General features: G+C 68.4%; 20 protein-coding genes and 2 pseudogenes. 15 read left to right on the plus strand and 7 right to left on the minus strand.

Annotated features, from left to right (window positions below):
* Positions 1-116: 116 nt before the first annotated feature.
* From OG828_RS12080 to OG828_RS12120, 9 genes are all read left to right on the plus strand, one after another.
* Positions 117-1,358 carry an ROK family transcriptional regulator gene (locus OG828_RS12080; RefSeq protein ID WP_328437870.1) on the plus strand — a complete coding sequence of 414 codons (1,242 nt, stop codon included), beginning with the start codon at positions 117-119 and terminating at the stop codon, positions 1,356-1,358.
* Positions 1,359-1,471: 113 nt separating this feature from the next.
* Entirely contained in the window at positions 1,472-3,328 is a 1,857-nt protein-coding gene (locus OG828_RS12085; RefSeq protein ID WP_328504856.1) for a glycoside hydrolase, read from the plus strand.
* Positions 3,329-3,554: 226 nt separating this feature from the next.
* A complete protein-coding gene (locus OG828_RS12090) occupies positions 3,555-4,817 on the plus strand; it encodes an ABC transporter substrate-binding protein (RefSeq protein WP_328437872.1) in 1,263 nt (420 codons plus the stop codon).
* 20 nt (positions 4,818-4,837) lie between these two features.
* Positions 4,838-5,806, plus strand: a complete 969-nt coding sequence (locus OG828_RS12095) for a carbohydrate ABC transporter permease (RefSeq protein ID WP_210582708.1) — start codon at positions 4,838-4,840, stop codon at positions 5,804-5,806.
* On the plus strand, positions 5,803-6,678 hold the full coding sequence (locus OG828_RS12100; RefSeq protein ID WP_328354152.1) for a carbohydrate ABC transporter permease: 876 nt from the start codon (positions 5,803-5,805) through the stop codon (positions 6,676-6,678). Before OG828_RS12095 ends, OG828_RS12100 begins: the two co-directional genes overlap by 4 nt.
* A gap of 27 nt (positions 6,679-6,705) precedes the next feature.
* Positions 6,706-9,609 (plus strand): glycoside hydrolase family 2 TIM barrel-domain containing protein, encoded by a 2,904-nt coding sequence (locus OG828_RS12105; RefSeq protein WP_328501121.1) that lies wholly within the window; start codon positions 6,706-6,708, stop codon positions 9,607-9,609.
* Positions 9,610-9,749: 140 nt separating this feature from the next.
* Positions 9,750-10,745: an ABC transporter ATP-binding protein gene (locus OG828_RS12110; RefSeq protein ID WP_210582705.1), complete on the plus strand. Its 996-nt coding sequence runs from the start codon at positions 9,750-9,752 to the stop codon at positions 10,743-10,745.
* Between the two features lies 1 nt (position 10,746).
* On the plus strand, positions 10,747-11,550 hold the full coding sequence (locus OG828_RS12115; RefSeq protein WP_328501122.1) for an ABC transporter permease: 804 nt from the start codon (positions 10,747-10,749) through the stop codon (positions 11,548-11,550).
* Between the two features lies 1 nt (position 11,551).
* A complete protein-coding gene (locus OG828_RS12120; RefSeq protein WP_328354160.1) occupies positions 11,552-12,358 on the plus strand; it encodes an ABC transporter permease in 807 nt (268 codons plus the stop codon).
* Between the two features lie 20 nt (positions 12,359-12,378).
* On the opposite strand, the gene OG828_RS12125 is transcribed toward OG828_RS12120, so the two are convergent.
* Positions 12,379-13,608, minus strand: a complete 1,230-nt coding sequence (locus tag OG828_RS12125; protein ID WP_328504857.1) for an MFS transporter — start codon at positions 13,606-13,608, stop codon at positions 12,379-12,381.
* 271 nt (positions 13,609-13,879) lie between these two features.
* On the opposite strand from OG828_RS12125, the pseudogene OG828_RS12130 reads away from it, so the two are divergent.
* Positions 13,880-14,050, plus strand: a pseudogene (locus OG828_RS12130) (RacP protein); the annotation flags it as partial.
* 56 nt (positions 14,051-14,106) lie between these two features.
* Here the strand turns inward: OG828_RS12130 and OG828_RS12135 are convergent.
* On the minus strand, positions 14,107-16,884 hold the full coding sequence (locus OG828_RS12135) for a tetratricopeptide repeat protein (protein ID WP_328501123.1): 2,778 nt from the start codon (positions 16,882-16,884) through the stop codon (positions 14,107-14,109).
* 642 nt (positions 16,885-17,526) lie between these two features.
* Positions 17,527-18,045 (minus strand): annotated as a pseudogene (locus OG828_RS12140) (NF041680 family putative transposase); the annotation flags it as partial.
* Here OG828_RS12140 and OG828_RS12145 point away from each other — a divergent pair.
* Positions 17,996-18,481 (plus strand): glutaredoxin domain-containing protein, encoded by a 486-nt coding sequence (locus OG828_RS12145; protein WP_328501124.1) that lies wholly within the window; start codon positions 17,996-17,998, stop codon positions 18,479-18,481. The pseudogene OG828_RS12140 and the gene OG828_RS12145 sit on opposite strands and share 50 nt — an antisense overlap.
* The gene (locus OG828_RS12150) at positions 18,442-20,070 is read left to right on the plus strand and encodes an ISAzo13 family transposase (protein ID WP_328501125.1); all 1,629 of its coding nucleotides are present in this window, start codon (positions 18,442-18,444) and stop codon (positions 20,068-20,070) included. Before OG828_RS12145 ends, OG828_RS12150 begins: the two co-directional genes overlap by 40 nt.
* Before the next feature lie 144 nt (positions 20,071-20,214).
* On the opposite strand, the gene OG828_RS12155 is transcribed toward OG828_RS12150, so the two are convergent.
* The 3 genes from OG828_RS12155 to OG828_RS12165 form a co-directional block, all read right to left on the minus strand.
* Positions 20,215-20,592 (minus strand): nuclear transport factor 2 family protein, encoded by a 378-nt coding sequence (locus tag OG828_RS12155; protein WP_328501126.1) that lies wholly within the window; start codon positions 20,590-20,592, stop codon positions 20,215-20,217.
* A 112-nt stretch (positions 20,593-20,704) separates the two neighbouring features.
* Positions 20,705-21,232 carry a hypothetical protein gene (locus tag OG828_RS12160; protein ID WP_328501127.1) on the minus strand — a complete coding sequence of 176 codons (528 nt, stop codon included), beginning with the start codon at positions 21,230-21,232 and terminating at the stop codon, positions 20,705-20,707.
* Positions 21,214-22,941 carry a PHP domain-containing protein gene (locus OG828_RS12165; RefSeq protein ID WP_328501128.1) on the minus strand — a complete coding sequence of 576 codons (1,728 nt, stop codon included), beginning with the start codon at positions 22,939-22,941 and terminating at the stop codon, positions 21,214-21,216. Before OG828_RS12165 ends, OG828_RS12160 begins: the two co-directional genes overlap by 19 nt.
* A gap of 255 nt (positions 22,942-23,196) precedes the next feature.
* Between OG828_RS12165 and OG828_RS12170 the strand changes: the two genes are divergently transcribed.
* Entirely contained in the window at positions 23,197-24,513 is a 1,317-nt protein-coding gene (locus tag OG828_RS12170; protein WP_328354181.1) for a jacalin-like lectin, read from the plus strand.
* Between the two features lie 230 nt (positions 24,514-24,743).
* On the opposite strand, the gene OG828_RS12175 is transcribed toward OG828_RS12170, so the two are convergent.
* Complete coding sequence (locus OG828_RS12175) at positions 24,744-25,493, minus strand: SDR family NAD(P)-dependent oxidoreductase (RefSeq protein WP_328501129.1); 750 nt, start codon at positions 25,491-25,493, stop codon at positions 24,744-24,746.
* Between the two features lie 129 nt (positions 25,494-25,622).
* Between OG828_RS12175 and OG828_RS12180 the strand changes: the two genes are divergently transcribed.
* Together OG828_RS12180 and OG828_RS12185 are read left to right on the plus strand one after the other, a co-directional pair.
* Complete coding sequence (locus OG828_RS12180; RefSeq protein ID WP_328354187.1) at positions 25,623-26,057, plus strand: Rrf2 family transcriptional regulator; 435 nt, start codon at positions 25,623-25,625, stop codon at positions 26,055-26,057.
* Between the two features lie 55 nt (positions 26,058-26,112).
* On the plus strand, positions 26,113-26,940 hold the full coding sequence (locus OG828_RS12185) for an alpha/beta fold hydrolase (protein WP_328501130.1): 828 nt from the start codon (positions 26,113-26,115) through the stop codon (positions 26,938-26,940).
* The last annotated feature ends 7 nt before the right edge of the window (positions 26,941-26,947 follow it).

Below are 26,947 nucleotides of genomic sequence, written 5' to 3' on the forward strand. Positions count from 1 at the left end.
GACTTTCTACACCCCCTTTCCTAACCCCTTGTCGAAAGTCCTGGCAGCCCATAGCCTTGCGCCGCGCCGGTGCCGACGTAGACCCCGGCCCTGGCTGGGAAGGATGGGCTGCTCCGGTGAAGCGCACCTCACGTGACATCCGCACCGCGAACCGCTACGAGGTGCTGCGCCAGATCATCGCCGAGTCGCCCACCTCCCGGCAGGAGCTGGCCGCCGCCACGGGACTGAGCCTGGCCACGGTCGCCACGCTCGTCGGGGAGCTGCTCGACCTCCGCATGATCACAGAGGTGGGGTTCGAGGACTCGGCGGGGGGCCGGCCCCGGGGACTCGTGGCCGTCAACGCGTCGGGGGGCGCGTTGATCGGTGTCGACATCGCGGAGACGTACGTCCATGTCGAGCTGTTCGACCTCGGGCTGAACGTGCTCGCCCGCGCCGACGAGGACATGCGCCCCGGCGAGAGCCTCCCGGAGCAGGTCGTCGCCCATGTCGCCGCGGCCGTCGGCTCGGTGGTCGCGCAGGCCGGGATCGAGGGCGCGCGCGTTCTCGGCGTCGGCGTGAGCGTGCCGGGGCAGGTCGACCGCGACACCGGCATCTCCGAGTACGCGCCGAACTGGGACTGGCACGACGTGCCGCTGCTCGACCTGCTCTCCGAGCACATCGCTTACCCCCTTTACCTGGACAACCCGCTGCGCGCCTGCGCGGTCGCCGAGCAGTGGTTCGGCGCCGCCCGCGGATACGGCAACGCCGTCGTGGTCAACCTCGGCACCGGGGTCGGCGCCGGGCTCGTGCTGGGCGGCGGGCTGCACCGGGGCGTGAGCAACAGCGCCGGGGAGTGGGGCCACACCACGCTCGTCCTCGACGGACGGCTGTGCCACTGCGGCAACCACGGCTGCGTCGAGACGTACGTCGGCGCGCCCGGAATCATGCTGAACCTGCGCGAGTTGAGCCCCGGCAGCACGCTGCTGCACCCCGAGGACCAGACGGCCACGATCGACGCGCTGGCGCGTGGTGTCGCCGCGCAGGATCCGGTGGCCCTCAAGGTGGTCCGGGACACCGCCCGTTATCTGGGTGCCGGTATCGCCGATCTCGTCAACATCCTCAACCCCGAAGTGGTCGTGCTCAGCAGCTGGGTCGCCCGCACGCTCGGCGAACCGCTGCTGCACGAAGTGCGCGAGGCCGTCGCCCGGCACGCGCTCAGGCGGCCCCTGGCCGCCACCGAGATCGTCCTCTCCCCCATCCCCACCGACCCGGTGTGCCTGGGCGCGGCGACGTTCGCGCTCGAAGGGGCACTGCAGTCGGTTGGGCAGCGGGGCACGCCGGTGTCGAGAGCGCGAGCGCGCGGAGGCCCGAAGGGTTGAGCACGGTCGCGCCCTCGACACCGGCGTGCCCCGCAGAAAAGGAAACAGCCCGCCACAAAGCGCACCACCCTCGCAAGGAGCCGTACCGCACCACCTTCATGACGACGGAAGGGATGCACGTGACCCACCCCCGCACCACTCACCCCCGCAAGAGATCGGCCCTCCTGACAGCCGCAGCCGCACTCGCTGTCGCAGGCCCTCTCATATCCGCCCCGCCCGCGAGCGCCGCCGACCCGGTGGCCGCGGAAGTCTCCCCCTACGCCGCCCAGACCATCGACAACATCGGTGCGTCCGGCGCCTGGTGGGTCAACGACCTGAAGAACTTCGACCCCAAGGTCCAGGCCCGGGTGGCGAAGCTGCTCTTCTCGTCGCAGGGCCTGGACCTGAGCAACTACCGCTACAACATCGGCGGTGGCGGCACGGCGGTCACCACCCCGTCCCGCGCCCCTGAGGACTTCCGGAACGACGACGGGACGTACGACTGGAGCAAGGACAAGGGCGGCCGTACGTTCCTGTCCTACGCCGCGAAGTACGGCGTCGAGAACCTCGTCGCCTTCGTGAACAGCGCGCCCGCCGAGTGGAAGACCAACGGCAAGAGCTGCGGCGGCTATCTGAAGGCGGAGAACGAGCAGGACTTCGCGAAGTACATCGCCGACATCACCGACCACTTCGCCAAGCGTGGCCAGAGATTCGACCACATCAGCCCCTTCAACGAGCCGACGAACAGCTTCGACTCCTGCGGCCAGGAGGGCATGCTCGTCGACGTCGACCAGCGCGACGACATCGTGCGGGCGCTCGGCGCCGAGCAGGACGCGCGGCGCCAGAAGACCGGCATCATCGCCGACGAGTCCACCAGCACGGTCAAGTTCAACGACGAGGTCCCCCGCTGGATCTCCCAGCCGGGCACGGCCCAGTACGTCGACAAGCTCGCCCACCACACGTATGACAACCCCAGCGACGCCAACCGCGCGCAGGTCTACGAGACGGCCAAGAAGGCCGGCATCGAGTCCTGGTCCACCGAGGTCTGCTGCTTCGGCAAGGGCGGCACCGGCTGGGCGCAGGAGTACGACCCGACGATCGACGGCGGTCTGAACCTCTCCCGGATCATCCACAAGGACTTCGCGACCGCGCACGACTCGGCGTTCCACTGGTGGGTCGCCCTGTCGGAGATGATCGGCACCGACCCGTACGCGAAGAACGACTCCGGCTGGAACGACGGCCTGATCTATTACGACCCCGATTACGCCACGAACGGCAACCAGACCCTGTACTTCACCAAGCGCTACTACGCGCTCGGCCAGTACAGCAAGTTCGTCAAGCCGGGCTCGGTCGCGCACAACGTGACGGGAGTGCCGGACGGCGTCGAGGTGTCGACGTACGACCGCAACGGCAAGTGGGTCGTGGTCGTCAACAACCACAACGCGACGGACAGTTCGCTGAAGTTGCATTTCAACAGCAAGACGCCGGTGCGGGCTTCGCAGGCCGTACGGACGTCGGCGGACGAGAACTGGGCGAAGGTGGCCAAGCCGGCGGTGCGCGGATCGACCGTCTCCGCCTCCCTGCCCGCCCGGTCCATCACGACGTACGTCCTCGACCAGAAGGGCCGCGGCAGTTCGGCGATCACGGGCGCGCTGCAGGGGCAGCAGTCCGGGAAGTGCCTGACGGCGGACGCCTCCGGGGCCGCGATCAACGCCTGCACGGGCGCGGACGCGCAGGACTGGTCGTACGACGCGAAGGGCGCGCTGAAGGGCTCCGGCGGCTATCTGACGGCCGGGAGTGCGGGCCTGACGATCAGCGCGGCCTTCACGGGTGACGCCGGTCAGCGCTGGCTGCTCAACTCCAACGGGCAGATCGTGAACGAGGCGTCCGGGACGTGCCTGGACGTCGGCGGACAGGCGACGGCCGACGGCAGCAAGGTGGGCCTTTGGTCCTGCAACGGCGGGACCAATCAGGCCTGGTTCCGTCAGTAACCCTTCCTGATCGATGAGTTGGCGGGCCGCTGGTGCGGCGGCCCGCCACCGGGCATGTCCGGTATCCCGAACGCCACACAACGCTTCGAGCAGACTTCGTCCAACCCCTTGCCGAAGGCTTAGCCGAAGGTTAACGTCCCGCACCGCAAGCCGAATTGAGCCACCGGTTGAGCCACCGGCCGTCGCGCCGTGGAGCCGCAGCCGTACTCGAGACAAGGACGTCAACATGTCGGCATTCAGCAACACCAACTGGGACCGTCGAAACGTGCTGCGGGCCGCGATGGGTCTGGCCGCCGCCGGCGGACTGGCCGCGTGCGGCGGCAACACCGGGCGAGCCGGCGGAGGCTCGGGCGACGGCCTCGTGCAGTACTTCCACGCGTACGGCGAGGCGGGTGTCGAGCAGGCGGTCAAGAAGTACGCCAAGGCCTACAAGGACGCCAACGTCACCACCCAGTGGATCACCGGCAACAACTTCGAGCAGAAGCTGTTCGCCGCGCTGCTCACCAAGAACGCGCCGGACGTCTTCGAGTTCCACCCGCAGATCCAGCTCATCAAGAGCGGCCAGGTGGCGGACCTGACCGACATCATCGAGCCGGTCAAGAACGACTTCAACGCGGCCGACATCAAGTCGCACACGGTCGACGGCAAGATATACGGCGTCCGGATGATCGACGACCCGCAGTTCTTCTTCTACCGGCCCTCGCTCTTCGAGAAGGCCAAGGTCGAGGTGCCGACCACGCTGGAGGAACTGGTCGAGGCCGCCGCCAAGCTCAAGACCGGCAAGGTCAAGGGCGCGTACCTCGGCAACGACCTCACCCCGGTCCAGCACAACCTGATCTGGTCGGCCGGCGCCGACACCCTCACCGCGGACAACAAGGCCGCCTTCAACACCGACGAGGTCGCCGAGGGCCTGAAGCAGTTGCGTGGCCTGTTCACCAGCGGCGACCTGCTCCTCGGCGCCCCCGCGGACTGGTGGGACCCGTCGGCCTTCACCCAGGGCCTGACGGCGATCCAGTGGTGCGGCATGTGGGCGATGCCCGCGATGATCGAGGCGCTCGGCGACGACATCGGCATCTTCCCGTTCCCGAAGGTCGGCTCCGCCGGCAAGGAGTCGGTCTACAACGGCGGCTGGTCGATGTTCGTCAACGCCAAGAGCAAGAACGTCGAGGCGGCCAAGGAGTACGTGAAGTGGCTGTGGATCGACCAGAAGGAATACCAGGAGGACTTCGCCACCTCCTACGGCTTCCACATCCCGCCGCGCACCTCGCTCGCCGAGTCCGCCACCAAGCTGAAGTCCGGCCTTCCGGCCGAGGGCGTGAAGCTGTTCAACGAGTTCGGCCACTTCGACAACATCGGCTGGACCCAGGCCATGATCGCCGCCGTGAACGACGTGATGGCGAACTCCGTCCGCAAGAACAGTGACCCCAAGTCCCAGCTCGCCGCCGCTGAGAAGAAGGTCAACGCAGAGCTCAAGAAGCTCTTCGGATAGGGCGCCGGACGGATCTCGACATGTCGACCACCACCACACCCGGGGTCGCCAAGAACCCCGCCCCGGCCAAGGTCTCCAAGGCCCGGCCGCGGCGGGGCCTCAGGGCGAACAGCACCTTCAACTTCTGGCTCTTCACCGGCCCGTTCCTGATCGGCCTGGTGATCTTCGTCTTCGTGCCCATCGGCTGGAGCCTGTATCTCAGCTTCTTCGAGGCACGGTTCACGGTCACGCCGAGCGAGTTCGTCGGCCTGGAGAACTACAAGCAGATCCTGACGGACACGGACTTCAGGAACTCCCTCGTCACCTTCACCGTCTTCGCGGCGTTCATCGTGCCCACCACCTGGGCGCTGTCGCTCGGGCTGGCGCTGATGGTGAACCGGCTGCGGTTCATGCAGGCGTTCTTCCGGTCGGTGTTCTTCCTGCCGACCGCCGTCAGCTACGCGGCCGCCGCGCTGATCTGGAAGATGTCCATCTTCAACGGCGTCCGCTTCGGTATGGCCAACACGTTCCTCGGCTGGTTCGGGGTCGAGAACATCGCCTGGCTCGACAATCCCGATCCGCCCTGGTACTGGCTGGTCATCGTGACCGTCCGGCTCTGGCTGCAGGCCGGTTTCTACATGATCCTCTTCCTGGCGGCGCTGCAGAACATCCCCAGGGAGCTGTACGAGGCCGCCGCCATCGACGGCGCCAAGCCGGGCTGGCAGACCTTCCGCTACATCACGCTGCCCCAGCTGCGGGCGACGTCCACCGCGGTGATCCTGCTGCTGCTCATCGCCGCCTACCAGGCCTTCGACGAGTTCTTCATCCTGCTCGGCAAGGCCACGTGGGGCATGCCGCCCCTGGTCGAGCTGTACAAGATGGCGCTGGGCGAGAACCAGAACTACGGCGCGGGCAGCGCGGGTGCGCTGGTCCTGACCGTGCTCATCTGCCTCGTGACCCTGCTCCAGGGCAAGATCATGGGCTTCGGAAGGGGGGACGAGTCCCAGTGACCACCACAGCACCCGACGTCAGGAAGCCGGCGAAGGCCAAGCGCCCCGGCGGCGTCATGAGCAACACCGGTCTCTACATCGCGACCTGCGTGGCCGCCGTCCTCTTCCTCGTCCCGTTCTATCTGATCGTCCGCAACGCCTTCATGACGGACCCGGAGATCACGGGCGAGGAGTGGAAGTGGTTCCCCACCGACATCCAGTGGGGCAACGTCACCGAGCCGTTCGACGACGTCACGGTCGACTTCGCCCGGTCGATGTGGAACTCGCTGGTCGTCGCCGTCCTGCACACCACGGGCATCCTCCTGATCTGCTCGCTGGCCGGATACGGCCTCGCCCGCATCCCGTACAAGCACGCCAACAAGGTCTTCTACGTCGTACTGGCCACCCTGATGGTGCCCACGGCCGTGACCTTCGTGCCGAGCTTCGTGCTCGTCTCGTCGCTCGGCTGGGTGGACAGCTACCGCGGTCTCATCATTCCGGGCCTGTTCAGTGGTTTCACCTGCTTCCTGTTCCGGCAGTACTTCTTGGGGTTCCCGAAGGAGCTGGAGGAGGCGGCGCGTGTGGACGGGCTCGGCTACTGGGGCGCGTACTGGCGTGTCGTCGTGCCCAACTCGCTGAACTTCTTCGCGGCGATCGCGACGATCACCTTCATCGCGGGCTGGAACGCCTTCCTGTGGCCCCTGGTCATCGGCCAGGATCCCAGCGCGTGGACGGTGCAGGTCGCCCTCTCGACGTACGCGACCAACCAGTCCGTCAACTACCACCTGATCTTCATGGCCACGGCCATTTCCATCCTGCCCCTGGTGTTCGTGTTCCTCTTCCTCCAACGCTGGCTGGTCCAGGGGATCGCGCAGACCGGCATCAAGGGCTGACGCCCTCTTCTGAAGACCTGGAGACCGATGACTTTCCGCACCACCCCATCCGTCGACTACGTCGAGGACGTCTCACCGGGCAGCGGGGCCCTGCCGCCCCGCGCCTGGTACGCGGACTCCGACGCCACGTCGCTCTCCCTCAACGGCAGCTGGCGCTTCCGCCTGTCCGCGACGGCGGACGCCGAGGACGGCTCCTTCGCGCAGGAGGGATACGACACCGGGGAATGGGCCGAGGTCACGGTCCCCGGGCACTGGGTCCTCCAGGGCGACGGCGCGTTCGGTTCGCCCATCTATACGAACCACCTGTACCCCTTCCCGGTGGACCCGCCGCACGTCCCGACCGAGAACCCGACCGGCGACCACGTCCGCGTCTTCGACCTGCCGGCCGACTGGCCCGGCGACGGCGGCGCCGTCCTGCGTTTCGACGGTGTCGAGTCCTGCGCCCGCGTCTGGCTGAACGGCACGGAGCTCGGCGAGTTCAAGGGCTCCCGGCTGCCGCACGAGTTCGCGGTCGGGCCGCTGCTGAAGCCGACGGGCAACGTGCTGGCCGTCCGGGTGCACCAGTGGTCCGCGGGGTCGTACCTGGAGGACCAGGACCAGTGGTGGCTGCCCGGCATCTTCCGTGATGTCACCCTGCTGCACCGCCCGTCGGGCAGCGCGGGCGACTTCTTCGTGCAGGCCTCCTACGACCACACCACCGGCGAGGGCACCCTGCGCGTCGACTCCGACGTCGAGGGGCGGGTGTCCGTGCCCGCACTGGACATCGATGTCGCGACCGGCGAGCCGGTGACCGTCCCCGTCCAGCCGTGGTCCGCCGAGACACCGAAGCTGTACGACGGTGAGCTGATCACGGCGGGCGAGCGCGTGCCGCTGCGCATCGGTTTCCGGACCGTCGTGCTCGAAGACGGCCTGATCAAGGTCAACGGCAAGGCGATCCTCTTCAAGGGCGTCAACCGGCACGAGTGGCATCCCGAGAAGGGCCGCGCCCTGGACCTTGCGACCATGCGCGAGGACGTGCTGCTGATGAAGCGGCACAACCTCAACGCGGTGCGCACCTCCCACTACCCGCCGCACCCGGCCTTCCTGGACCTGTGCGACGAGTACGGCCTCTGGGTCATCGACGAGTGCGACCTGGAGACCCACGGCTTCACCGAGCAGGCCTGGCGCGACAATCCCGTGGACGACGACCGCTGGACGCCGGCCCTGCTCGACCGCGCCGCCCGCATGGTCGAACGCGACAAGAACCACCCGTCGGTCGTCATCTGGTCCCTCGGCAACGAGGCCGGCACCGGCCGCGGGCTGACCGCGATGGCCGAGTGGATCCACGGCCGGGACGACTCGCGGCTCGTGCACTACGAGGGCGACATCGACTGCCGTGACACCGACATGTACTCGCGGATGTACGCGGGCCATGAGGAGGTCGAGCGGATCGGCGCCGGGCTGGACGGCGGCACCCACAAGCGACGCCAACTCCCCTTCATCCTCTGCGAGTACGGCCACGCCATGGGCAACGGCCCCGGCGGCATCGCCGACTACCAGCGGATCTTCGAGTCGTACGACCGGCTCCAGGGCGGCTTCATCTGGGAGTGGATCGACCACGGGATCAAGGACGCGCGGTTCGGCTTCGCCTACGGCGGCGACTTCGGCGAGGAGCTGCACGACGGCAACTTCGTCTGCGACGGGCTGATCTTCCCGGACCGCAAGCCCTCGCCGGGGCTCGTCGAGTACAAGAAGGTCATCGAGCCCGTCCGCATCGAGGGCGACGGCGCGGACGGCACCGTACGGGTGACGAACGCGTACGACTTCGCCGACCTGTCGGCGCTGGCCTTCGAGTGGTCGTACCAGGTGGACGGCGAGACGGTCGAGGCGGGCAGCCTGTCCGTGCCCCCGCTGGCGCCGGGCGAGTCGGCGGAGGTGAAGCTGCCGGCGCCGCCTCCGGCGGACGGGCGTGGGGCCGAGACGCAGTGGACGGTGCGGGCGTTGCTGGCGGAGGACACCGCGTGGGGGAACAAGGACCACGAGGTGGCCTGGGCTCAACTGCCCGTCGCTGGGCGGTCGTTGCCGTCCGTCGTGGCAAGCGACACTCCCTCTGCGAGCGAGCGGCTGATCTATGTCGGCCCGGCGTCCTTCGACGTACGTACCGGTGCGCTGAAGACGATCGGCGGGCTGAACGTCACGGACCTCCGTCTCGACGTGTGGCGAGCGCCGACCGACAACGACGAGGGCGCCTCCTGGCAGGACGACGTCCGCTGGGCGCAGATGTGGCGCAAGTACGGCCTGCACCGCATGCGACACCGCCTGGACGGCGTCGAGTTGAGCGACGACGCGTTGACCGTACGGACCCGGGTGGCGCCAGCCGCCTGGGAGGTGGGCCTGCGCACGGTGTACCGGTGGACGTCCGACGGCACGCGGCTGAAGCTGACCGTGTCCGTGGCGCCCGAGGGCGACTGGACGGTGCCGTTGCCGCGGCTGGGCATTCGCTTCGGGCTCGCGCAGGCGGACCAGGTGAAGTGGTTCGGTGGCGGTCCCGGCGAGGCGTACCCGGACACCAAGTCGGCCTCGATGCTGGGCCTTTGGCACTCCTCCGTGGACGAGCTGCAGACGCCGTACGTGCGTCCGCAGGAGAACGGCGCCCGGGCCGACGTCCGCTGGGCGGAGCTCGGCGGGCTGCGAATCGAGGGCGACCCGGAGTTCTGGTTCAGCGCGCGCCGGTGGACGAACGAGCAGCTGGACGCGGCCCAGCACCTCACCGATCTCACGCCCGGTACTGCATCCGATAGCGGCTCCGCCGCGGGGGTCTGGGTCAACCTCGACCACGGGCAGCACGGCATCGGCTCCCAGTCGTGCGGACCCGGCCCGCTGCCGCGGTACTTCCTGCGGGCCGAGCCGGCGGAGTTCTCGTTCGTGTTCTCGGTGACCGAGCCTCGGTGATCGATTAGTCCAACTGGGCGATCAGTTAATCCATTGACCGACTGATCGACATTCTGCGACGGTCGTGATGCGCCCGCGGCCGGTCGGCCCTCCAAGCCGACCGGCCGCAACTCGTTTACGAGGCAAGGGAGTTCACGAAGTTGAGCGGAAGCATAGAGGTCCGCGGCCTGTCCCGTACCTTCCACACCACCGTCCGCCGCCCGGGCTTCACCGGCGCGCTGCGATCCCTGGTCGACCCGGAGCGGGTCGCCAAGCACGCCGTCCAGGACGTCACCTTCGACGTGGCGCCCGGCGAACTCCTCGCCCTGCTCGGCCCGAACGGCGCGGGCAAGTCCACCACCATCAAGATGCTCACCGGCATCCTCACACCGACGTCCGGCGAGTGCCGGGTCACGGGCGTGGTGCCGTACAAGGAGCGGGAGCGCAACGCCCGGAACATCGGCGCGGTGTTCGGGCAGCGCACCCAGCTGTGGTGGGACCTGCCGGTGCGTGAGTCGTTCTCGATCCTGCGGGACATCTACGAGGTGCCGAGGGCCGAACACGCCACCCGGCTCGGCGAGTTCGACGAGCTGCTGGACCTCTCCTCCTTCTGGGACACCCGGGTGCGCCACCTCTCGCTCGGCCAGCGGGTGCGCTCCGACCTCGCGGCGGCCCTGCTGCACGATCCGCCGGTCGTCTTCCTCGACGAGCCGACGATCGGCATGGACGTGGTGGTCAAGGAGCAGGTGCGGGAGTTCCTCCGGCACCAGGTGGAACAGCGAGGCCGTACGGTCCTGTTGACCACGCACGACATGACGGAGGTCGAGCGGCTCGCCGAGCGGGTCGTCCTGATCAACCACGGCCGGCTCGTTCTGGACGGCAGCCTCGATGAGATCCGCCGCAAGTTCGGTTCGACGTGGCAGGTGCGGGCGACCCTCGCCGACGCGCATACCGACGTCGTACCACTGCCGGGCATGACACTGCTGCGGCAGGACGGCCCGCGGGTCGTCTTCGGGCCGGACGGACCGGACGCGCCCACGGTGCACCAGGCGTTGAAGACGGTCATCGAGCGGTACGAGGTGACGGACGTCGCCATCGACGAGGCGGACCTGGAAGACGTGATGCGGGCCGCCTACGTCCACGCCGAGGCGGTCTGACGTGGCCGTTCTCCACGCCTGGCGCGCTGCCCGCGTCACCCCGCTCGGCGAGCTGCACACCCCGCCCCGGATGACGGCCGTGCTGATCCGGCTGGTCGTGCAGGTGGTGCTGGTGGCGTCGCTGTGGCACGGCCTGTACTCCCACACCGGCACCACCGCCGGACTGAACGAGAGCCAGGCGGTCACGTATGCCGTGCTGGCCGTACTCGCCTCCCGGCTGCGGGAGTTGGACCAGTACGCGGGCCGGGACACGGTGCTGCAGCACATGCACTTCGGCACCATCGTCTACTGGTATCTGCGCCCGCTGCCGCCCCAGCGGTACTACGCCCTGCGTGCCCTCGGTGAGCAGTTGTACGGGCTGGCGTGGGCGCTGGGCGGATTCGCGGTCTGCCTCGCGTTCGGGGTGGTCGAACCGCCCCGGTCGGCCGCTGTGGCCGGGGTGTTCGCGGTCAGTCTGCTGCTCGGCCAGTGGGTGCTGTACTACGTGATGCTCGTCCTGGACCAGATGTGTTTCTTCACCATCCGCAACAACTCCGCGATGCTGATCCTGATCTTCGTGCAGAACCTGCTGTCCGGGGTCTACGCGCCGCTGTGGTTCTTCCCGGACTGGTTCCTCACGCTGAGCGGTTTCCTGCCGTTCCAGGCGACGCTGAGCGTGCCGCTGTCGATCTACATCGGCCGCATCCAACTGGCCGACGCAGGCGTCCAGTTGGCCATTCAGGCGGCCTGGGTCGTCGTGCTGGCGCTGTTCACCCGGTGGGTGTGGCGGCAGGCCGCGCGGCGCGTTATCTCGCAGGGAGGCTGAGATGTCGTTGAAGGCCTTTCGCATCGCGTGGCGTATCTCGCTGCTCAACATCCGCGCCGCGATGGAGTACCGCACCGAGTTCCTGCTGAACATCGCGGCCGGCGCGATCTGGCAGGTGTCGGTGATCGTGTTCGCTACGGTGCTGCTGGCGCGGTTCACCGGGATGGGCGGCTGGGACAGCTCCGACGTGCTGCTGATCCCGGCGATCCGGATGCTCGCGCACGGGCTGTTCGTCCTGGTCCTCGGACGGCTGCACTTCATCGGCCGGCAGATCCAGGAAGGCATGATCGACGTCTATCTGACCCGCCCCATGCCGGTGTACCGCCAGGTCCAGCTCGCCTACTTCCCGACCAACGCGATCGGTGACCTGACCGTCGCGGCGGGCCTGATGGTGGGCGCGCTCAGCCGCAGTCACCTGGACTGGACGGCGGGCCGGATCTCGTACCTGATCGCGGCCGTCCTCGGCGGCATGCTCCTGGAGGCGGCCCTGTTCGCGGTCATGGCCTGCGCCGCGCTGCGCTTCCCGGCCGCCGACTACTGGAGTCGCTGGCTGGAGGAACTCCTCGGCACCTTCGGCAGCTACCCCCTGAACGTCCTGCCGAAGGCAGTGGGCGGCCTCCTGACGTACGGCCTCCCCCTCGCCTTCGTCGCCTACTTCCCGGCCGCCGTCCTCACCGGCCACGGCCACAGCACCGGCGTCCCGTACTGGCTGGCAGCGGCCTCCCCACTGCTGGGCGTCCTGGCGTACCTCGCGACGCGCCTGCTGTGGCGGTGGAGCCTGCGGCACTATGCGGGCGTGAACGGATGACCGGCGCCGCCGGCCGCGGATCAACCGGCCGTGGCGCGTGACCGCCGAATCGGCGTGAACAGGGCGGCGGCCGCGATCAGTACGCAGCAGCCGCCCGCGACGAGCGCGACGGGTGCCGTGCCCTGGTGCTCCGCGGCCCAGGTGAGGACGGCGGCGCCGAGCGGGGCCGCCGAGTACTGGAGGGTCCAGAAGGCCGAGGTGACCCGGCCCAGCAGGGGCTCGGGGGTCACTTCCTGGCGCAGGGACATCGAGCAGGTGCCCGCGACGGCGACGCACGCGAGGAAGGCCGCGGCGAGGGCGGCCACGACGGGGACGTCCTGCGCCCGGCCCAGCCCGGCGAAGGCGAGTCCGCACACCGCGACCGCGCCCGTCCAGGTCGGCCCGAAGCCGAGCCGGCGGCGGATCCGGGCCACGAGCAGGGAACCGGCGATGGTACCGAGAGCGCCGCCGGCCATCACGGTGCCGACCGTGCCGTCGTCGTGGCCGAGATCGTGCTTGAGGTGGTAGATGACCAGGTCGTTCAGGCCGAGGGTGAAGAAGCTGAAGAGGCACAGCAGGACGGTCAGCGACCGCAGCACGGGATGGCCGTAGAGGAAGGCGATCCCGGCGCGCAGGTCGTTCCACAGGCTGGTGCGCTGCTTCGGCCGGTCGTCGTCACCCGGGCGCCCCCGGAACCGTACGACGACCAGACAGGCCGCCGACACCCCGAAGCTGGCCGCGTCCACGCCGACGGCGGTGGCGGGCCCGGACCAGGCGGCGACGAGGCCCGCGCACAGCGGTCCCAGAACCCCGGCCGCGGCGGCGGTCGCGTTCAACCGGCCGTTGGCCTCCGTGAGTTGCTCGGTGCCGACCAGGCTCCGCACGACGGTGACATAGCCGACGGCGAACAGCATCCCGACCGCCTCGCACAGGGGCAGCACCACATACAGCAGCCAGATCTGCGGCCCGAAGAGCCACACCACCGGGATCACCCCGTACAGCACCATCCGTACGAGATCACAGCCGATCAGCAGCTTCCGCCGGTCGACACGGTCCACCACGGCCCCGGCAAACACCGCCGCCACAACCGCGGCCGCCCCACCCACCGCCGTCAGCAGCCCCATCGCGGCGAGCGAACCGGTGGCCTGGAGGATCAGCAACGGCAGCGCGATCAGCGCGAAGGAATCACCGAGGACGGAAAGAGTCTGCGCCACCCAGAAAACCCCGAAGTCCCGGCTGCGCCTCAACGGACGACCACCGACATCTTCCAACTCCGGCTTATGGCTGTCGTGTTCGCCCTGACGCCGCGCGTCGTACGTCAAGCCGCCCTCCCCCTGAGACTCCGGCAACCTTACGACGCACCGCTACGGCCGTTCAGGCGCCCACCAGTTCGGCCCACTGGTCGGCGAGGACGGGCCGGGGGACGGGGCCGAGGCGTCCGTCGTGAGGCATCCAGTCCGTCCTCTGCGTCCTTGAGAAGGCCGGGGGCAATGCGGGAAGGCACGCCGCCCGGCATCAGCCACCTACACCGTTCACCGGGCCCTGGTGAAACGGGGCGACGCTGCCAGGCGCCACGTGGACACCCTCCGGTTCGTGTTGCCCGAGGCCAGACCCGCAGGCCTTGAGTTGGACCAGTCCGCGAAGAAGGGCTGGCCACCGCTGACTTGGACGCGGCAGTCGGGCTACCAACTCGGGCGAGACCGGGCGGTGCTGCCCGTTGAGTCCGACCTTCCTCAGTAACGTCCTTCAAAGGGTCAAGAAGAAAACACCTACTGAGACCGCTGTGAGCGGTGATACGCGTCCAGCCACGCCGTCCCTGCGGCGATCTGTGACGGCATCAGCCCAGTCTCCCGCTCAAGCATCATCGGGCTGAGCCCCTCTTTCGCATGCGACATCGTGGCGTGGCTGATCTTATACACGGATATTTTGGCGAGCTCTCCGAGCAGAGCGGCTTTGCGTTCCACGGTGTCTTGGAGGAGTTCGGCATGCTCCTGGGGGCTTTTCTGGGCCAGGCCAGTAGCAATATCGACTGCCTCTGCGGCCGCTTCCAACGCTTCGGGTAGCTGGGCATCGTCCTGTGCCAGTGCCCAGGCGAGCATATCCAACGCCCCGGCAAGCGGCGGCTGGTGAACCTGTGGGTCCTCGTCAGCCAGGTGACGCAGAATGACCAGAGCTTCTCGGATCGCGTTCAGAGCGCCATCACGGCGATCCAGGCGGACGAGCGGACCGCTGAGGGTGATCAATAGATTGGCCAGTTCTTGCCTGACTTCCTCGGTTGTGGAGTCGGCTGCGCGGCGGGTAAGCGCGATTGCTTCGGCGAGCGCGTCTGCGGCCTGCTGATAGTGCCCCTCGTCGGTGGTCGCGGTGAACCCAGAGCCGCTGACCTCCTCGCGGCGCTGTTCCAGGTCGATCAGGGTGAGCCCGAGCTCCTTGAGCGCTTCGGCCGCGAGGCTGTCGTTGCCTGTCTTGGTGAAGAGGGCGGCACTCTGCCGGAAGTAGCGGCTTGCCTGGTCGAGCTGTTCATCCACGGAAAGGAGTTCTCCCAAGCTGGCCGATGCTCTCGCTGCAATGTCGGTTTCCCAGGTGCCGCTGCCCGTTTCAAGAGCGCAGGCAATGCTCTCCTGAAATGAGCTGATGGCTTCGGCCCGCCGACCGGCCCCTTCCAGTGCAAAGGCGAGGTTCAGCAGGGCGTGAGCCTTGACGGTCTTGCTGGTCTGGGACAGCGTCGCAAGGCTTTCCATCAAGGCATCGATTGCCTCGTCGTATCTTTCGACGTCGGTGAGGTGAGAGCCGTAATCCATGAGTCCTACCGCGGCGATGTGCCGGTTGGATCCTTGCCTGAGCAGGGGGACTGCCTGTTCGGACATTCGTAGACATTCCTCATGTTGCCCGGCGGCGCTCAGGGCTGATGCGAGGGCGCGCAGCGCCCCGCCCTCGCCGGGTTGGTCGCCCAAGGCATGGAAAATCTCCGCGGCCCTGTGTGCCTCGGCGATGGCTTCATCGTGGGCCTTCAGCTCACGCAGTGCGTCGCTGAGTGACACACGAGCGCGGGCCTCGCCGTGCTGATCGCGCAGAGTCTGCGCGGCCCGGATGGCGAGTTCGGCGCTGGCACGCCACTCTTGCGGGTGGCCGTGTGTGCCGAGGTAGTTCTCCAAGGCCATCGGCAGGTCCCGGGCAATGTCGGTGTGCATCATCGTGTCGGCAAGAGTCGCTGCGGCGAGCAGGTTGTCTCGTTCTGCGTCCAGCCATGCGAGCGCCTGGGGTCGATCGGTGAAGCCCTCGGGCGTCGGTTCCATTAGGTTGAGTACGTAACCGTCGGCGCTTGAAGCGCGCTCCAGGTAGTACTGGAGAAGCTGCTTGACATCGCTTGCGGTCGTGGGCTCTTCGGCTGCCCTTTCGCCGGCGAACACTCGCACCAGGTCGTGTACGCGCCAGCGCCCCCAGACAGCTCCGGCTTCGACCACGTGGGCGCGGACGAGTTCCCGCAGGCGTCGCTCGGCATGCAACTGGTGCACGGCGGTCACGTGAGCGGCTGCGGCGGTGGACAGCTCGGGGCCAGGATTGAGAGCGACCAATCGGAACATCCTGGCCTGGGCTTCGCTCAGTTGCTCGTACGACAGATCCAAGGCAGCCCGGACAGCACGGCTCTCGTACGTCAACTCCTCCAGCCGGTGATGAACGTCGGACAGGACCTGGCTAAGAGAAGCGAGGGGGCGGCTGGGCGTATCGGCAAGGAGGGCTGCCGCGATGCGCAGGGCCAGGGGGAGGCCCGCGCACAGCCGGGCGATCGCCAAAGCGTCCTCGGGGGCGTCGGTTACCCGGGTGTCGGCGGCACCGCGAGCCTGGGAGAGGGCCGTGCGCAGCAGTTCGACGGAGGCATGCTCGTCGAGGATTTCGAGGTCGTAGAGGCGGGCACCCACATCGAAGGTGTGGCGGGAGGTGAGCAGGGTCACGGTGGTTCCGTCGGCGGGCAGCAGAGGCTCGACCTGCTCTGCGCCGGAGGCGTTGTCGATGACGACCAGGAGGCGCTGCTTCTGCCTGGCGTATTCCGCCAGCACGCTGCGATAGAGGCGCGAACGGTCCTGCAGTTCCTGGGGAATGTGCTCAACAGGTATGCCCAGCGCGCCAAGCAGACCATGCAGGGCCTGCGCAGGGGAAAGTCGGCGCTCGGTGTCGTAGCCGTACATGTCGACGAACAACACGCCTCCGGGAAACCAACCAGGCTTTTCCGACGCCTGGACGGCAGTCTGTACGACGAGTTCGGTCTTGCCGACCCCGGCCAGGCCCGCCACCAACGCCAAGCGCGCCGCCTCCTGCCCCTGCAGACCGGGAGCCAGCCCGTGCAACAGCTCTTCCACCTGGCTGTCGCGACCGGTGAAGGTGCGCGAGGCCGGGGGCAGGCCGAACAGTGCCGAGGTGACCGGAGCAGGCAATTGCAGACTGATGTTCCGCCCCTGGATCACCAAGCCGTAGTACACGCCATCGTGGATCTGATTCGACGTGTCCCGGCCAGCGCCATCAGCACCGGCCACCCCTGCCTCAGCCATACCGTCAGTCCCCCGCTGACGGCGAGGCGGGGGGAGTTGGGGGCGGAGCGGCGATGGAGACTCCGGAGAAGTCTCGGCCCTGCACAGCACCTCCGTGAAAGACGCCACCGAGGATCTGGTTGTGCACCCCACCATCACCGGTGTTCACCAGTCTCGCCTGCTCCTGCCATCGCTGCAGACTTGCCTGGAAATCCGCGTCCACGGCGGCCCGCGCTGCCAGCGCAGTACTCAGAGCGTGAGCGCACGCCGGATCCGCTGGTGCATGGTCCAGTCTGGCCAGCTCAGCCTCCCCCGAACTCACCGCTGAGGCGGCCGCAGTGCCCTGGCCGCGCTGAAATGGACGATGAACGAGTGCGATCAGCCCTGCCCATGCCTGCCGTCCGACTTCACCACCGGCGCCACCCGCTAAAGCCGCCAGCAGTCCCACCGAAATTGGATCCACCACGCTTCACCCCCCGCATCCGCCCGTTCACTGATAGTAGACATACTAGAGAAACAACGGTTCCCGCGAAGGACGATTAGCGCTCGTCGGGCCAGGGCCCGTCATCTCCGACGTCGTCTGCTCATCCAGGGTCACAGCGTCTCGCCACCTCGTCGTACGATCCCCACGGAAGGTTCAGACAGAGGCTTTCAGCTTGTCTCTTAACCTCTGAGGCTGTTGCACTCGATGATGCTCTCGGGTCGCCTGGTCGTTCTCCCAACTCATAGCGGGTCGCGAGGCGGCGATTATTGGAGCCAATTGGCCTTCCCCGTCCGGGGGTTGAGGGTCGAGGGTTGCGAAACCCTCGGCCGACACGGGCCGGGGTGAGCCGTGCCGGCTCGGCTGGCCTCTCCCAAGGGCGGCGGAGATCGGCCGCGGCTTCACCCGCGAGGCCGGGTCCACCCCAGGGGTCTGCTTTATCAGTCGGAAGTGTGTTCCAGGTCGAAGCGGCGCAGGAACGCCTGCCAGCGCACGCCGATGTCCTCGCGGGGCAGATGGTCGGCCTGGATGCGGATCAACGTTCCTTCATTGACTGGGAGTTCGCCGGTGTGGTCGATCCACGCGGAGCGGGTGGTCAGGCGGGGGTGGATGCGGTCCCGGGCCATCGCGCGGGCGATAGCGTGCGTCACCATGATGCGCGCTTGGATCCTGCCGATACTGCTTGTGCTCTGCGGCTCAGCCGTCGCGGCTGGGCTGATCTCCAAGGGGAGCCCCGTCACAGCCGCAGCACTCCTGCTGGCGTTCCTCGCGCTCGCCGGCGCCAACTCGCTCCTGATCTTCCCGAGGTCGATCGGCGCATGGGAGGCACAACGCCGCAGCGCGGGCGATGGACGGCCGGTCGTCTTCTGGCGTCCGGGCTGCAAGTACTGCATACGACTGCGCATCCGGCTGGGCCGCAGCGCCCGCCAGTTGCACTGGGTCAACATCTGGCGCGACCCGGCAGGAGCCGCAACGGTGAGGGCAGCCAACGACGGCAACGAGACCGTGCCGACCGTCGTCGTGGCGGGCCAGCCACACACCAAGGGATTGCAGATCATCAAGGTGTTGCTTCCCGTCCCATGGCTCGTTGATGTGGTATGCGCATCCCGGACGAAATCTGTGCCCAACTCACTATGAAGTTGGGGGTGTTGTTTCCTCACCTGGATGAGCGGCAACGACGGCTGCTGATGGCCGCAGAGGCCCGTGTTCTGGGACACGGTGGTGTTCGGGCCGTCGCGCGGGCGGCGTCGGTGAGTGAGACCACGGTCCGCAAGGGCGTGTCCGAGTTGGAGGCCGGCGAGGGGCCTCTGGGGCGGGTGCGGCGGCCGGGCGGAGGCCGCAAGAGGGTCGCAGATCTCGATCCGGGGCTGCGGCCGGCTCTCCTGGCACTTGTCGAACCGGACGAGCGAGGCGATCCGATGTCGCCGCTGCGGTGGACGGTGAAGTCGACCCGCACGCTGGCGCGGGAGCTCGCCCGGACCGGACACAAAGTCAGTGCGGACACCGTCGCGGACCTGCTGCGGGAGGAAGGCTTCAGTCTGCAAGCCAACGCCAAGACCATCGAGGGAAGCCAACATCCCGACCGAGATGCCCAGTTCCGCTATCTCAACGAGCAGGCCCGTGATCACCGGGACGCTGGCCAGCCGGTGATCAGCGTGGACACCAAGAAGAAGGAGCTCGTCGGCGAGTTCAAGAACAACGGCCGCCAGTGGCGGCCTGCGGCTGATCCGGCGCCGGTGAACGTCCATGACTTCGCCGACCCCCAGCTGGGCAAGGCCGTCCCGTACGGGATCTACGACCTCGTGGCGAACACCGGCTGGGTCAATGTGGGCACCGATCACGACACCGCCGCATTCGCGGTGGAATCGATCCGCCGCTGGTGGTGCGGCCAGGGTCAGACCGCCTACCCACAGGCGACGCGACTGCTCATCACCGCCGACGCGGGCGGCTCGAACGGCTACCGCACCCGGGCCTGGAAGCTCGAACTCGCCCGGCTCGCGGCCGAGACAGGACTGACGATCACCGTGTGCCACCTGCCGCCGGGCACATCGAAGTGGAACAAGATCGAGCACCGGCTCTTCTCGCACATCACCATGAACTGGCGCGGCCGCCCGCTGACCAGCCATGAAGTCATTGTCCAGTCCATCGCCGCGACCACCACCCGCACCGGACTGCGTGTCATGGCCGAGCTGGACACCAACGTCTACCCCACCGGAGTCCAGATCGGCGACGCGCAGATGGCGTCCCTGCCACTGACCCGACACGCCTTCCATGGCGACTGGAACTATGCCCTGCACCCCCAGCCCTGCCCAGCCATCCCAGCACCCCGGGCTCCGCAGAAGCCGGCCCCGGAGTGGGATCACGCTCTCCTGTCTGACCCCGCCCTGACCGGCATGTCCCGGCAGCAACTGAGCGACCTCACCAACACTTTGGCCCTCCACGGCGACGTCAAGCGCGGCCGCCCACCCCGGCTCGCCTTCCCCGACCAGGTCCTGGCAGCCGTCCTTCACCTGCGGGTCGCCCTGGCCGCGGAACCCCTCGCCGTGCTGTTCGACAGCAGTCGGACCGCCATGCACCGCACCCTGCTGAAGATCAGGACGCTGCTGAAGGCGCACAGCATCGTCATCCCGCCGGCGGCCACTCCGCCCTCAGCGCTCACAGCCCTCCAGGCTCGAGTTCGAGCCCTGAGCAGCGACTCCAGCAGCATGATCAAGACAACGTGTTAATGATCTGCAAGCCCCAACCCCGATCCCGAATGGGTACGCGAACAGCTCTCCCCTTCCGCGTGATCAGAAACCGCGCCCTACCGGAGAGACGACGGCAGACCCAAGCGGACAGAGGTTAAGAGACAAGCTCAGAGAGGCCCGCCACTACATCGATTCGACGAAGGCGGCCCGCCATTCAGGCCGAGGGTCCGCTCCCAGGCTCGTCCAGTACTCCGTTCCACGGACGATCTGCCCGTCACGGACAGTCCAGAACGATGCTGCGCGGAAGACGCCAAGACTGTCGTGTGGCACTTCGACTTCGGAGACGACTTCCTCGCCCTCGGCCACCACCTTGAGCACCCGGATCGACCAGCCCTCCGGATATTCACGGTTCACCGCGACGAAGTTTTCCCGGCCGATGATGCGCTCGAGGCTGATCGGCCACTCGACTACGACATCCTCCGCGAGCAACTCGGCGACGCCCGCCCAGTCCCGAGCCTGGATCCGGTCCCACAGGGTCTCAATCACGTTCGAAGAATCCATCGACGGAGCCTCCCACAGCGGTCTGACAGAAGCCGCACCAACGGCGGGTCGAACGTCACCGGGCTGGTTGTGCCGTCGGCAGTCGCCAACCCAGGCCTCCTGCTGCCTGCGTTCAGTGGTCCGCGCAGCACGGCGTCGGGTTCGGTACCTCGAAGGGGACCAGGACGCCGCCGGCCGCGGGCATGGCTGTGAGGACCAGTTGGCCGTCGTTCCACTGCGGGCGTACGTGATTCTGTGTCATCAGGCGGGCGTCGGGGGACGGTTGGTCCGTCGCTCCCAGTACGGTCACCCGGTCGATCGCGGAGCGCGTGAGCAGCTCCGCGATCGTCAGGGTGCCGGTGAGTGACGAGACTCCCGGGTAGACCACCGCGCGGCCGGCCGCGTCGGGCGCGCCGCCCGTCACCTCGTATCCCTGGCCGGTGAGCCGCTCCTGGGCGGTGCGAAGGAGCGGCTGCGAGGGCAGGGTGAGGGACAGGGCGACGCGCGGCCGGTCGCCGCGCACCAGGTGCGTGCAGCCGAACGCGCCCTCGGGAAGGGCGAGTTCGGCGGCCAGCGCGTGCAACAGGTGGTCCGCCGCGCGCAGGTCCTTGATGCCCGCGTCGACGGTGAGGACGTGCGGCGTCACGAGGGCAGGACCCACACGGGGTTGGCGTAGAACCACAGGTCGGCCCACGGGTCGGCGTCGCCGACGACGTCGATGGCCGGGCCCGCCGGGTCGACGGCCGCACCCATCGCGCCGACCGCGGACCGGTTGCCGTCGGTGCCGCGCAGGCGGACGTACAGCGGACGGTCGACCCGCCCGAGGTCGTACGTGAGCCTGACCGTGCCCGTCGACTTGTTCACCTCGTACGACTTCACGACCTTCGCCGTCGGCGCGGTGAACGTGTCCTTGTCCGCGGCCGCGCCCGTGACCTCGCCCTGGATGACGTCGACGCGCGCCAGCTTCGGCAGGAAACCGGCCCAGTTGGGGCCGCCGGCCAGCGCAATGTCCGCCGTCATGGTCACCCGCGTGCCCTTGCGGACATGCAGGGCGCCGCCCAGCGTGGCCCAGCGGTAGCCGCCGGAGACACGGACGTCGAGGCCGCTGATGAGCTGTCCGTGGTCGACCCAGATGCGGCCCGCGCGGATGCCGTCCATGACGGCGGCGTAGTTGAAGCCGGCGGAGCCGACGTGGGTACGGCTGTACTGGCCGGGCCAGTAGTCGCCTTCGGTGAGGTCGATCGTGCCCCGGTAGACGGGGTCGGTGTGCTTGCCGTTGGCGAGGTAGTCGCTGTCCGGGCCGCCGCGCTTGGCGGTGTCCGTGTAGACGTTGTGGGAGTCGGAGTTGGCGGTGATCCACCAGGGCTTGCCCTCGGCGAGGAGGCTGTCCCACAGGCCGCCGACGGTGGCGGTCATCCAGTCGAAGCCGCCCCAGGTGCGGTAGCTCTCCAGCGGGTAGCCGGCGAAGGAGTTGGCGCTGGGGTTGTTGTCGTAGATGCCGCGGGCCCGGCCCATTCCGAGCGGCTTGGCGATACCGCCGGCCTGGTGGCCGGGGGCGCCCTCGAAGCCGACGGCCACCTGGTGGCCCCTGCCGGTGGCGTCACGCCAGCCGCGGATCTCGTGCGGGGAGTCGACACCGCGCCGCGCCGGGTGGTTGGCGAGCATCAGCGCGTCCTTGACCTTGCGCCGCTGGACCTGCTGGGCAAGGAAGTTGAGGCCGGCGATGGCGAGGGCCTCGTTGGCCGGGGTGGAGTCGGAGGCGCCCTTGACCGAGCCGTCGTAGTCGGTTTCGAACTGCTTCAGTACCGAGACCTCGTTCTTGCCCGGGTGCACGAAGACGGTTCCGTGCTCGGCGCCCGGGATGTTCCACTCCAGGCCCTGGAAGACGAGGGTGTCCTCGTAGGCGTCACGCGCGTCGCGGATGTCCGGGTTGACCTTCTCCACACCGATCTTGGCGTGGGTGACATTGCCGTGGTCGGTGATGACCAGCCAGTCCATGCCGTGCTTGGCGCCCTGGCGCACCTGGTCGACGACGCGGTACTTGCCGTCGTTGCTGTACTGGGTGTGGATGTGGTGGTCGCCGGCCAGCCAGAGGAAACCGTTCTTGGGGCTGCTGCCGAGGGGCGCGGCGGGAGCGGCGGCCGCCGCGGTGGAACCGGCCGTTGTGGCCAGCACGCTGCCGGCCGCCAGGCCCGCGCCGAGCAGGCCGGTACGGCGCAGCATCGTGCGGCGCGACTGCTGCTCGGGGGTCAGGGCCTCGTCGGGGACGGAGGCATCGAAGGCGGCGGGCAGCGCCGGAGCCGACTCGTGATCGTGGCTGTGATCGTGCGCGTGGCCGTGACCGTGTATGTGGTGATGCCCGTGTCCCATGAAGCGCCTCCTGGATGCCGCTGCCTTCTGCGGCTGCCTTCTCACAGCGCGAATGCGCCGCGTGAGGAGAATCGAGGCGAAAGATGAACATTGAACGGCCGGGGAGTGATCGCCGGGTTCCCTGGACACGGCGGGTAAACCCGTCCCTCACTGTTCTCCCAACTGACCTTTACCGTCACACTGGTTGGCGCTGAACCTGAGCCTCGTTCATCTTCTTCCGCTCCTTCCGACTCCCCCGACCGGAGACACCCCCACATGAGAAGACTGCTCGGCACCCTCACGGCCGCGGCACTCGCCGTCACCGGCCTCGCCACCACCGGCTCGACCCCCGCGGCGGCCGCCACCGGCTCCTTCAACGTCCTCACGTACAACATCGCGGGCCTCCCTCTCGGCCTCGGCGACAGCGACCCGGAGACCAACACCCCGCTGATCGGTCAGCGGCTCGGGCCGTACGACATCGTGAACGTCCAGGAGGACTTCAACTACCACGCCTCCCTGTACGCCAACGACACCCACCCGCACCGCACGCCGACGAGCGGCGGCGCGGCCTTCGGCGACGGTATGAACACCCTCTCCGACTACTCCTTCGAGGACTTCCAGCGGGTGAAGTGGAACAACTGCACCGGCACGAACTGCCTCACCCCGAAGGGCTTCTCGCTGGCCCGCGTCCGCCTCGCCGAGGGCGTCTTCGTGGACCTCTACAACGTGCACACCAACGCGGACTCCGACGACGCCGCGCTCGCCGCCCGCCGTGCCAACATCGAGCAGATGTCGGACTTCATCCAGGCGAACTCCGCCGGCAACGCGGTGATCGTCATGGGCGACACGAACACGCGGTACACGCGCGCCGGCGACAACATCCGCACGCTCATCTCCGAGAACGGTCTCAAGGACCCGTGGGTCGACCTGGTCAAGGGCGGCACCCCGCCCGCGCAGGGCAGCGACGCCCTGCTCTGCGACTCCGCCGCCCCGGCCAACGACTGCGAGGTCGTCGACAAGGTCCTCTACCGCGGCAGCGACCTCGTCTCCCTGAACGCCACCCGCTACAACAACGACTGGAAGTCGTTCCTCCGCTCCGACGGCAAGCACCTCTCCGACCACTTCCCGCACACGGTCGACTTCTCGTACACCGTCAACTCCTCCCTCAAGGCGAGCGACTTCTGGGGCGGCCCGCACGGCACGGCCTTCAACGACGCGGACGACCTGCCGGGAACCGTCTCCCCCCGCACGCTCACGCTGCGCGGCGCCTCCCGCCTCGACGCGGTCTCCCTGACCCACGACGGCGGTACGACGCTCAGCCACGGCGGCACGGGCGGCACGGCGACGTCCCTGACCCTCGCCTCCGGCGAGCACCTCACGTCCGTCAAGCTGACACAGGGTCAGAAGGACGGCCGCACAAGGATCTTCTCCGCCGCCTTCACCACGGACAAGGGCCGCACCCTGACCTCCGGCACGCCGACGTCCGCCGCGAAGACCTTCACGGCCCCGTCCGGCTGGCAGATCGTCGGCTTCACGGGCCGCGCGGGGACCGAGATCGACAAGCTGGGTGTGCTGTACGCGCCGATCGGCTGACGGGGCAAGCAAACCCTCAGGATGACGCGGTCGGCCGCCGCACGGGACGGACGGCCGACCGCCGGTGCGAACTCACAGCGGAAGACAGACCTCGGCCCAGACGGTCTTGTACGCCGAGCCCGGGCAGACACTCCACGCGGGCGTCCGCGACCTCCCCGCGTCCGACGTGGCGTGCGCGCGCCCCGAAGGCGCGATGGCCTTCGGGGCGCGCGGCAGGGGTTGGTTCGGGTTCAGGCGTTGTAGCCGCCGTGGGCGTCCAGTACCGCGCCCGTGACGTATGACGCGGCGGGGCTCGCCAGGAAGGCGATCGCCGCGGCGATTTCGTCGGGGTGCCCCATGCGCTGCAGGGACAGCGAGCTGAGCAGGACCTTGAGGGTCTCGGGGTCCGGCGGCTCCATGCCGCCCTCCATCAGTCCGGCCTCCACGACGTTGGCCGTGATGTTCCGGGGCCCGAGGTCGCGTGCGGCGCCCAGGGTGTACCTCTCGATCCCGGACTTGGTCGCCGCGTAGTCGGCAAGGCCGGGGGCGCCGACCCGGGAGCCCAGTCCGGAACTCACCGTGATGATGCGGCCGCCCTCGCGCAGCACTCGGGAGGCGGCCCGGATGATGGCGATCACGCCGAGGTAGTTGGTGGCGTGCATCCGGTCCAGTGCGGCGGTGTCGGCGTCCGGGTCGTCCACCGTGCCGGCCGCGGGGATCGCCGCGTTGTTGACGAGGATGTCCAGGCCGCCGAAGTGCGCGACCACGTCGTCGATCAGCACCGGCGCCCGGCTCGTGTCCGCCTGGTCGGACTGGAAGGCGACGGCCTTGGCTCCCTTGCCGTGCACGTCGTCGACGACGGCCTGCGCCTGCTTCTCGGAGCTGACGTAAGTGAAGGCCACGTCGGCGCCCTGTTCGGCCAGCAGTCGTACGGTCGCGGCTCCCAGTCCGCGCGATCCCCCGGTGACCAGGGCGACCTTGCCCGTGAGTGGCTTGCTCATTCTTCTCACCTCGTTGATTGACTCTTCCCCGCAGTCGCAACGCTAATGGTTACGACAGACTGTCGCAACCTTCACTGTTACGACTGCCGCCGTCGTAACATAAAGCGTTGCGGCCGAGAGGAGGGGTACATGAGTGCCAACAGCAGGTTGACCATCGCCGCCCACGCGCTGGCCTGGATCGGCCTCTACCAGCGCCAGGGCCATGAGGTCGCCACCTCCGAGCAGATCGCGACCAGCGCGAACACCAACCCCGTCGTGATCAGACGGCTGCTCGGCGAGCTGCGCAGGGCCGGGCTCGTGGAGTCCCGGCGGGGCGTGGGCGCGGGCTGGTCGCTGGCGCGGGAGCTGGAGTCGATGACCCTGCTCGACGTGTACGAGGCAGTGGAACCCGGCCCGCTGTTCGCGATGCACCGCACCACCCCGGACCAGGAATGCGTGGTGGGTCACGGCATCCAGCCGGCCATGCAGGGCATCTACGAGGGCATCGAGGAAACCCTGAAACACGAGCTGGCCCGCGTCACGCTCGAGAACGTACTCCGGGACGTACTCGCGACACCTCGCTAGCGCCCCCGTTGCGCCCTGACATCACCAGATCACTGGCCCTCGAACAAGGAGACGCGTGACTGACCTGTATTACGACATAGCCGGCAGCGGGCCCGTCCTGCTCGTCGTTCCCGGGGGCGCCGGGCACCCGATGGGCCTGGACGGGATGACGGCGCGGCTCGCCGAGCGGTTCACCGTGGTGACGTACGACCCGCTCGGGCTCGCGCACGGGCGCCTCGGGCTGCCCGTCGCCGACCAGCGGGTCGAGGACTGGAGCGACGGCGCCGGCCGGGTGCTCGACGCCGTGCTCCCCGACGGGCAGGCCGCGTACGTCTTCGGCAGCAGCGCCGGCGGAGTCGTCGCCCTCGATCTGCTCGCCCGGCATCCCGAACGGCTGCGGCATGTCGTCGCGCACGAACCGCCGAGCGTCGGTGTGCTGCCCGACGGGGCACGGCATCAGGCCATGTTCGCGGAGGTGTGCGACCGTTATCGTGCGGCGGGGCTCGCGGCCGCCGGCTCCCTGATGACCGCCATGCTGACGTCGAGCGAGCCCATGGAGATCCCCCAGGAGATCCCCGAGGTTCAACGTCTGTCGCGTGAGGAGGAGTTGGCCAGCCCCATGGCCCTCTCCCTCCGCCATGTCCTGCGCCCGTTCACCTCGTACATCCCCGACCTCGAGAGGCTCGCCTCCCTCTCCTCCCGCCTCACCGTCGCCGCCGGCACCGACTCCCGCGGTCAACTCCTCCACCGAACCGCCGAGTTCCTCGCCCAGGCGCTGGACGGCGACTTCGCCGAGTTCCCGGGTGGACACCTCGGTGCCGTCCAGCACCCCGTCCCCTTTGCCGAGCGGCTCGCGGAGACGCTGGTTCCGGTCGGCGTCCCAGGTGCCACGGCGACCACATAGACTGGAA

Origin of the sequence: Streptomyces sp. NBC_00457 (genome assembly GCF_036014015.1) — a bacterium.
In the GTDB taxonomy this organism is placed as follows: domain Bacteria; phylum Actinomycetota; class Actinomycetes; order Streptomycetales; family Streptomycetaceae; genus Streptomyces.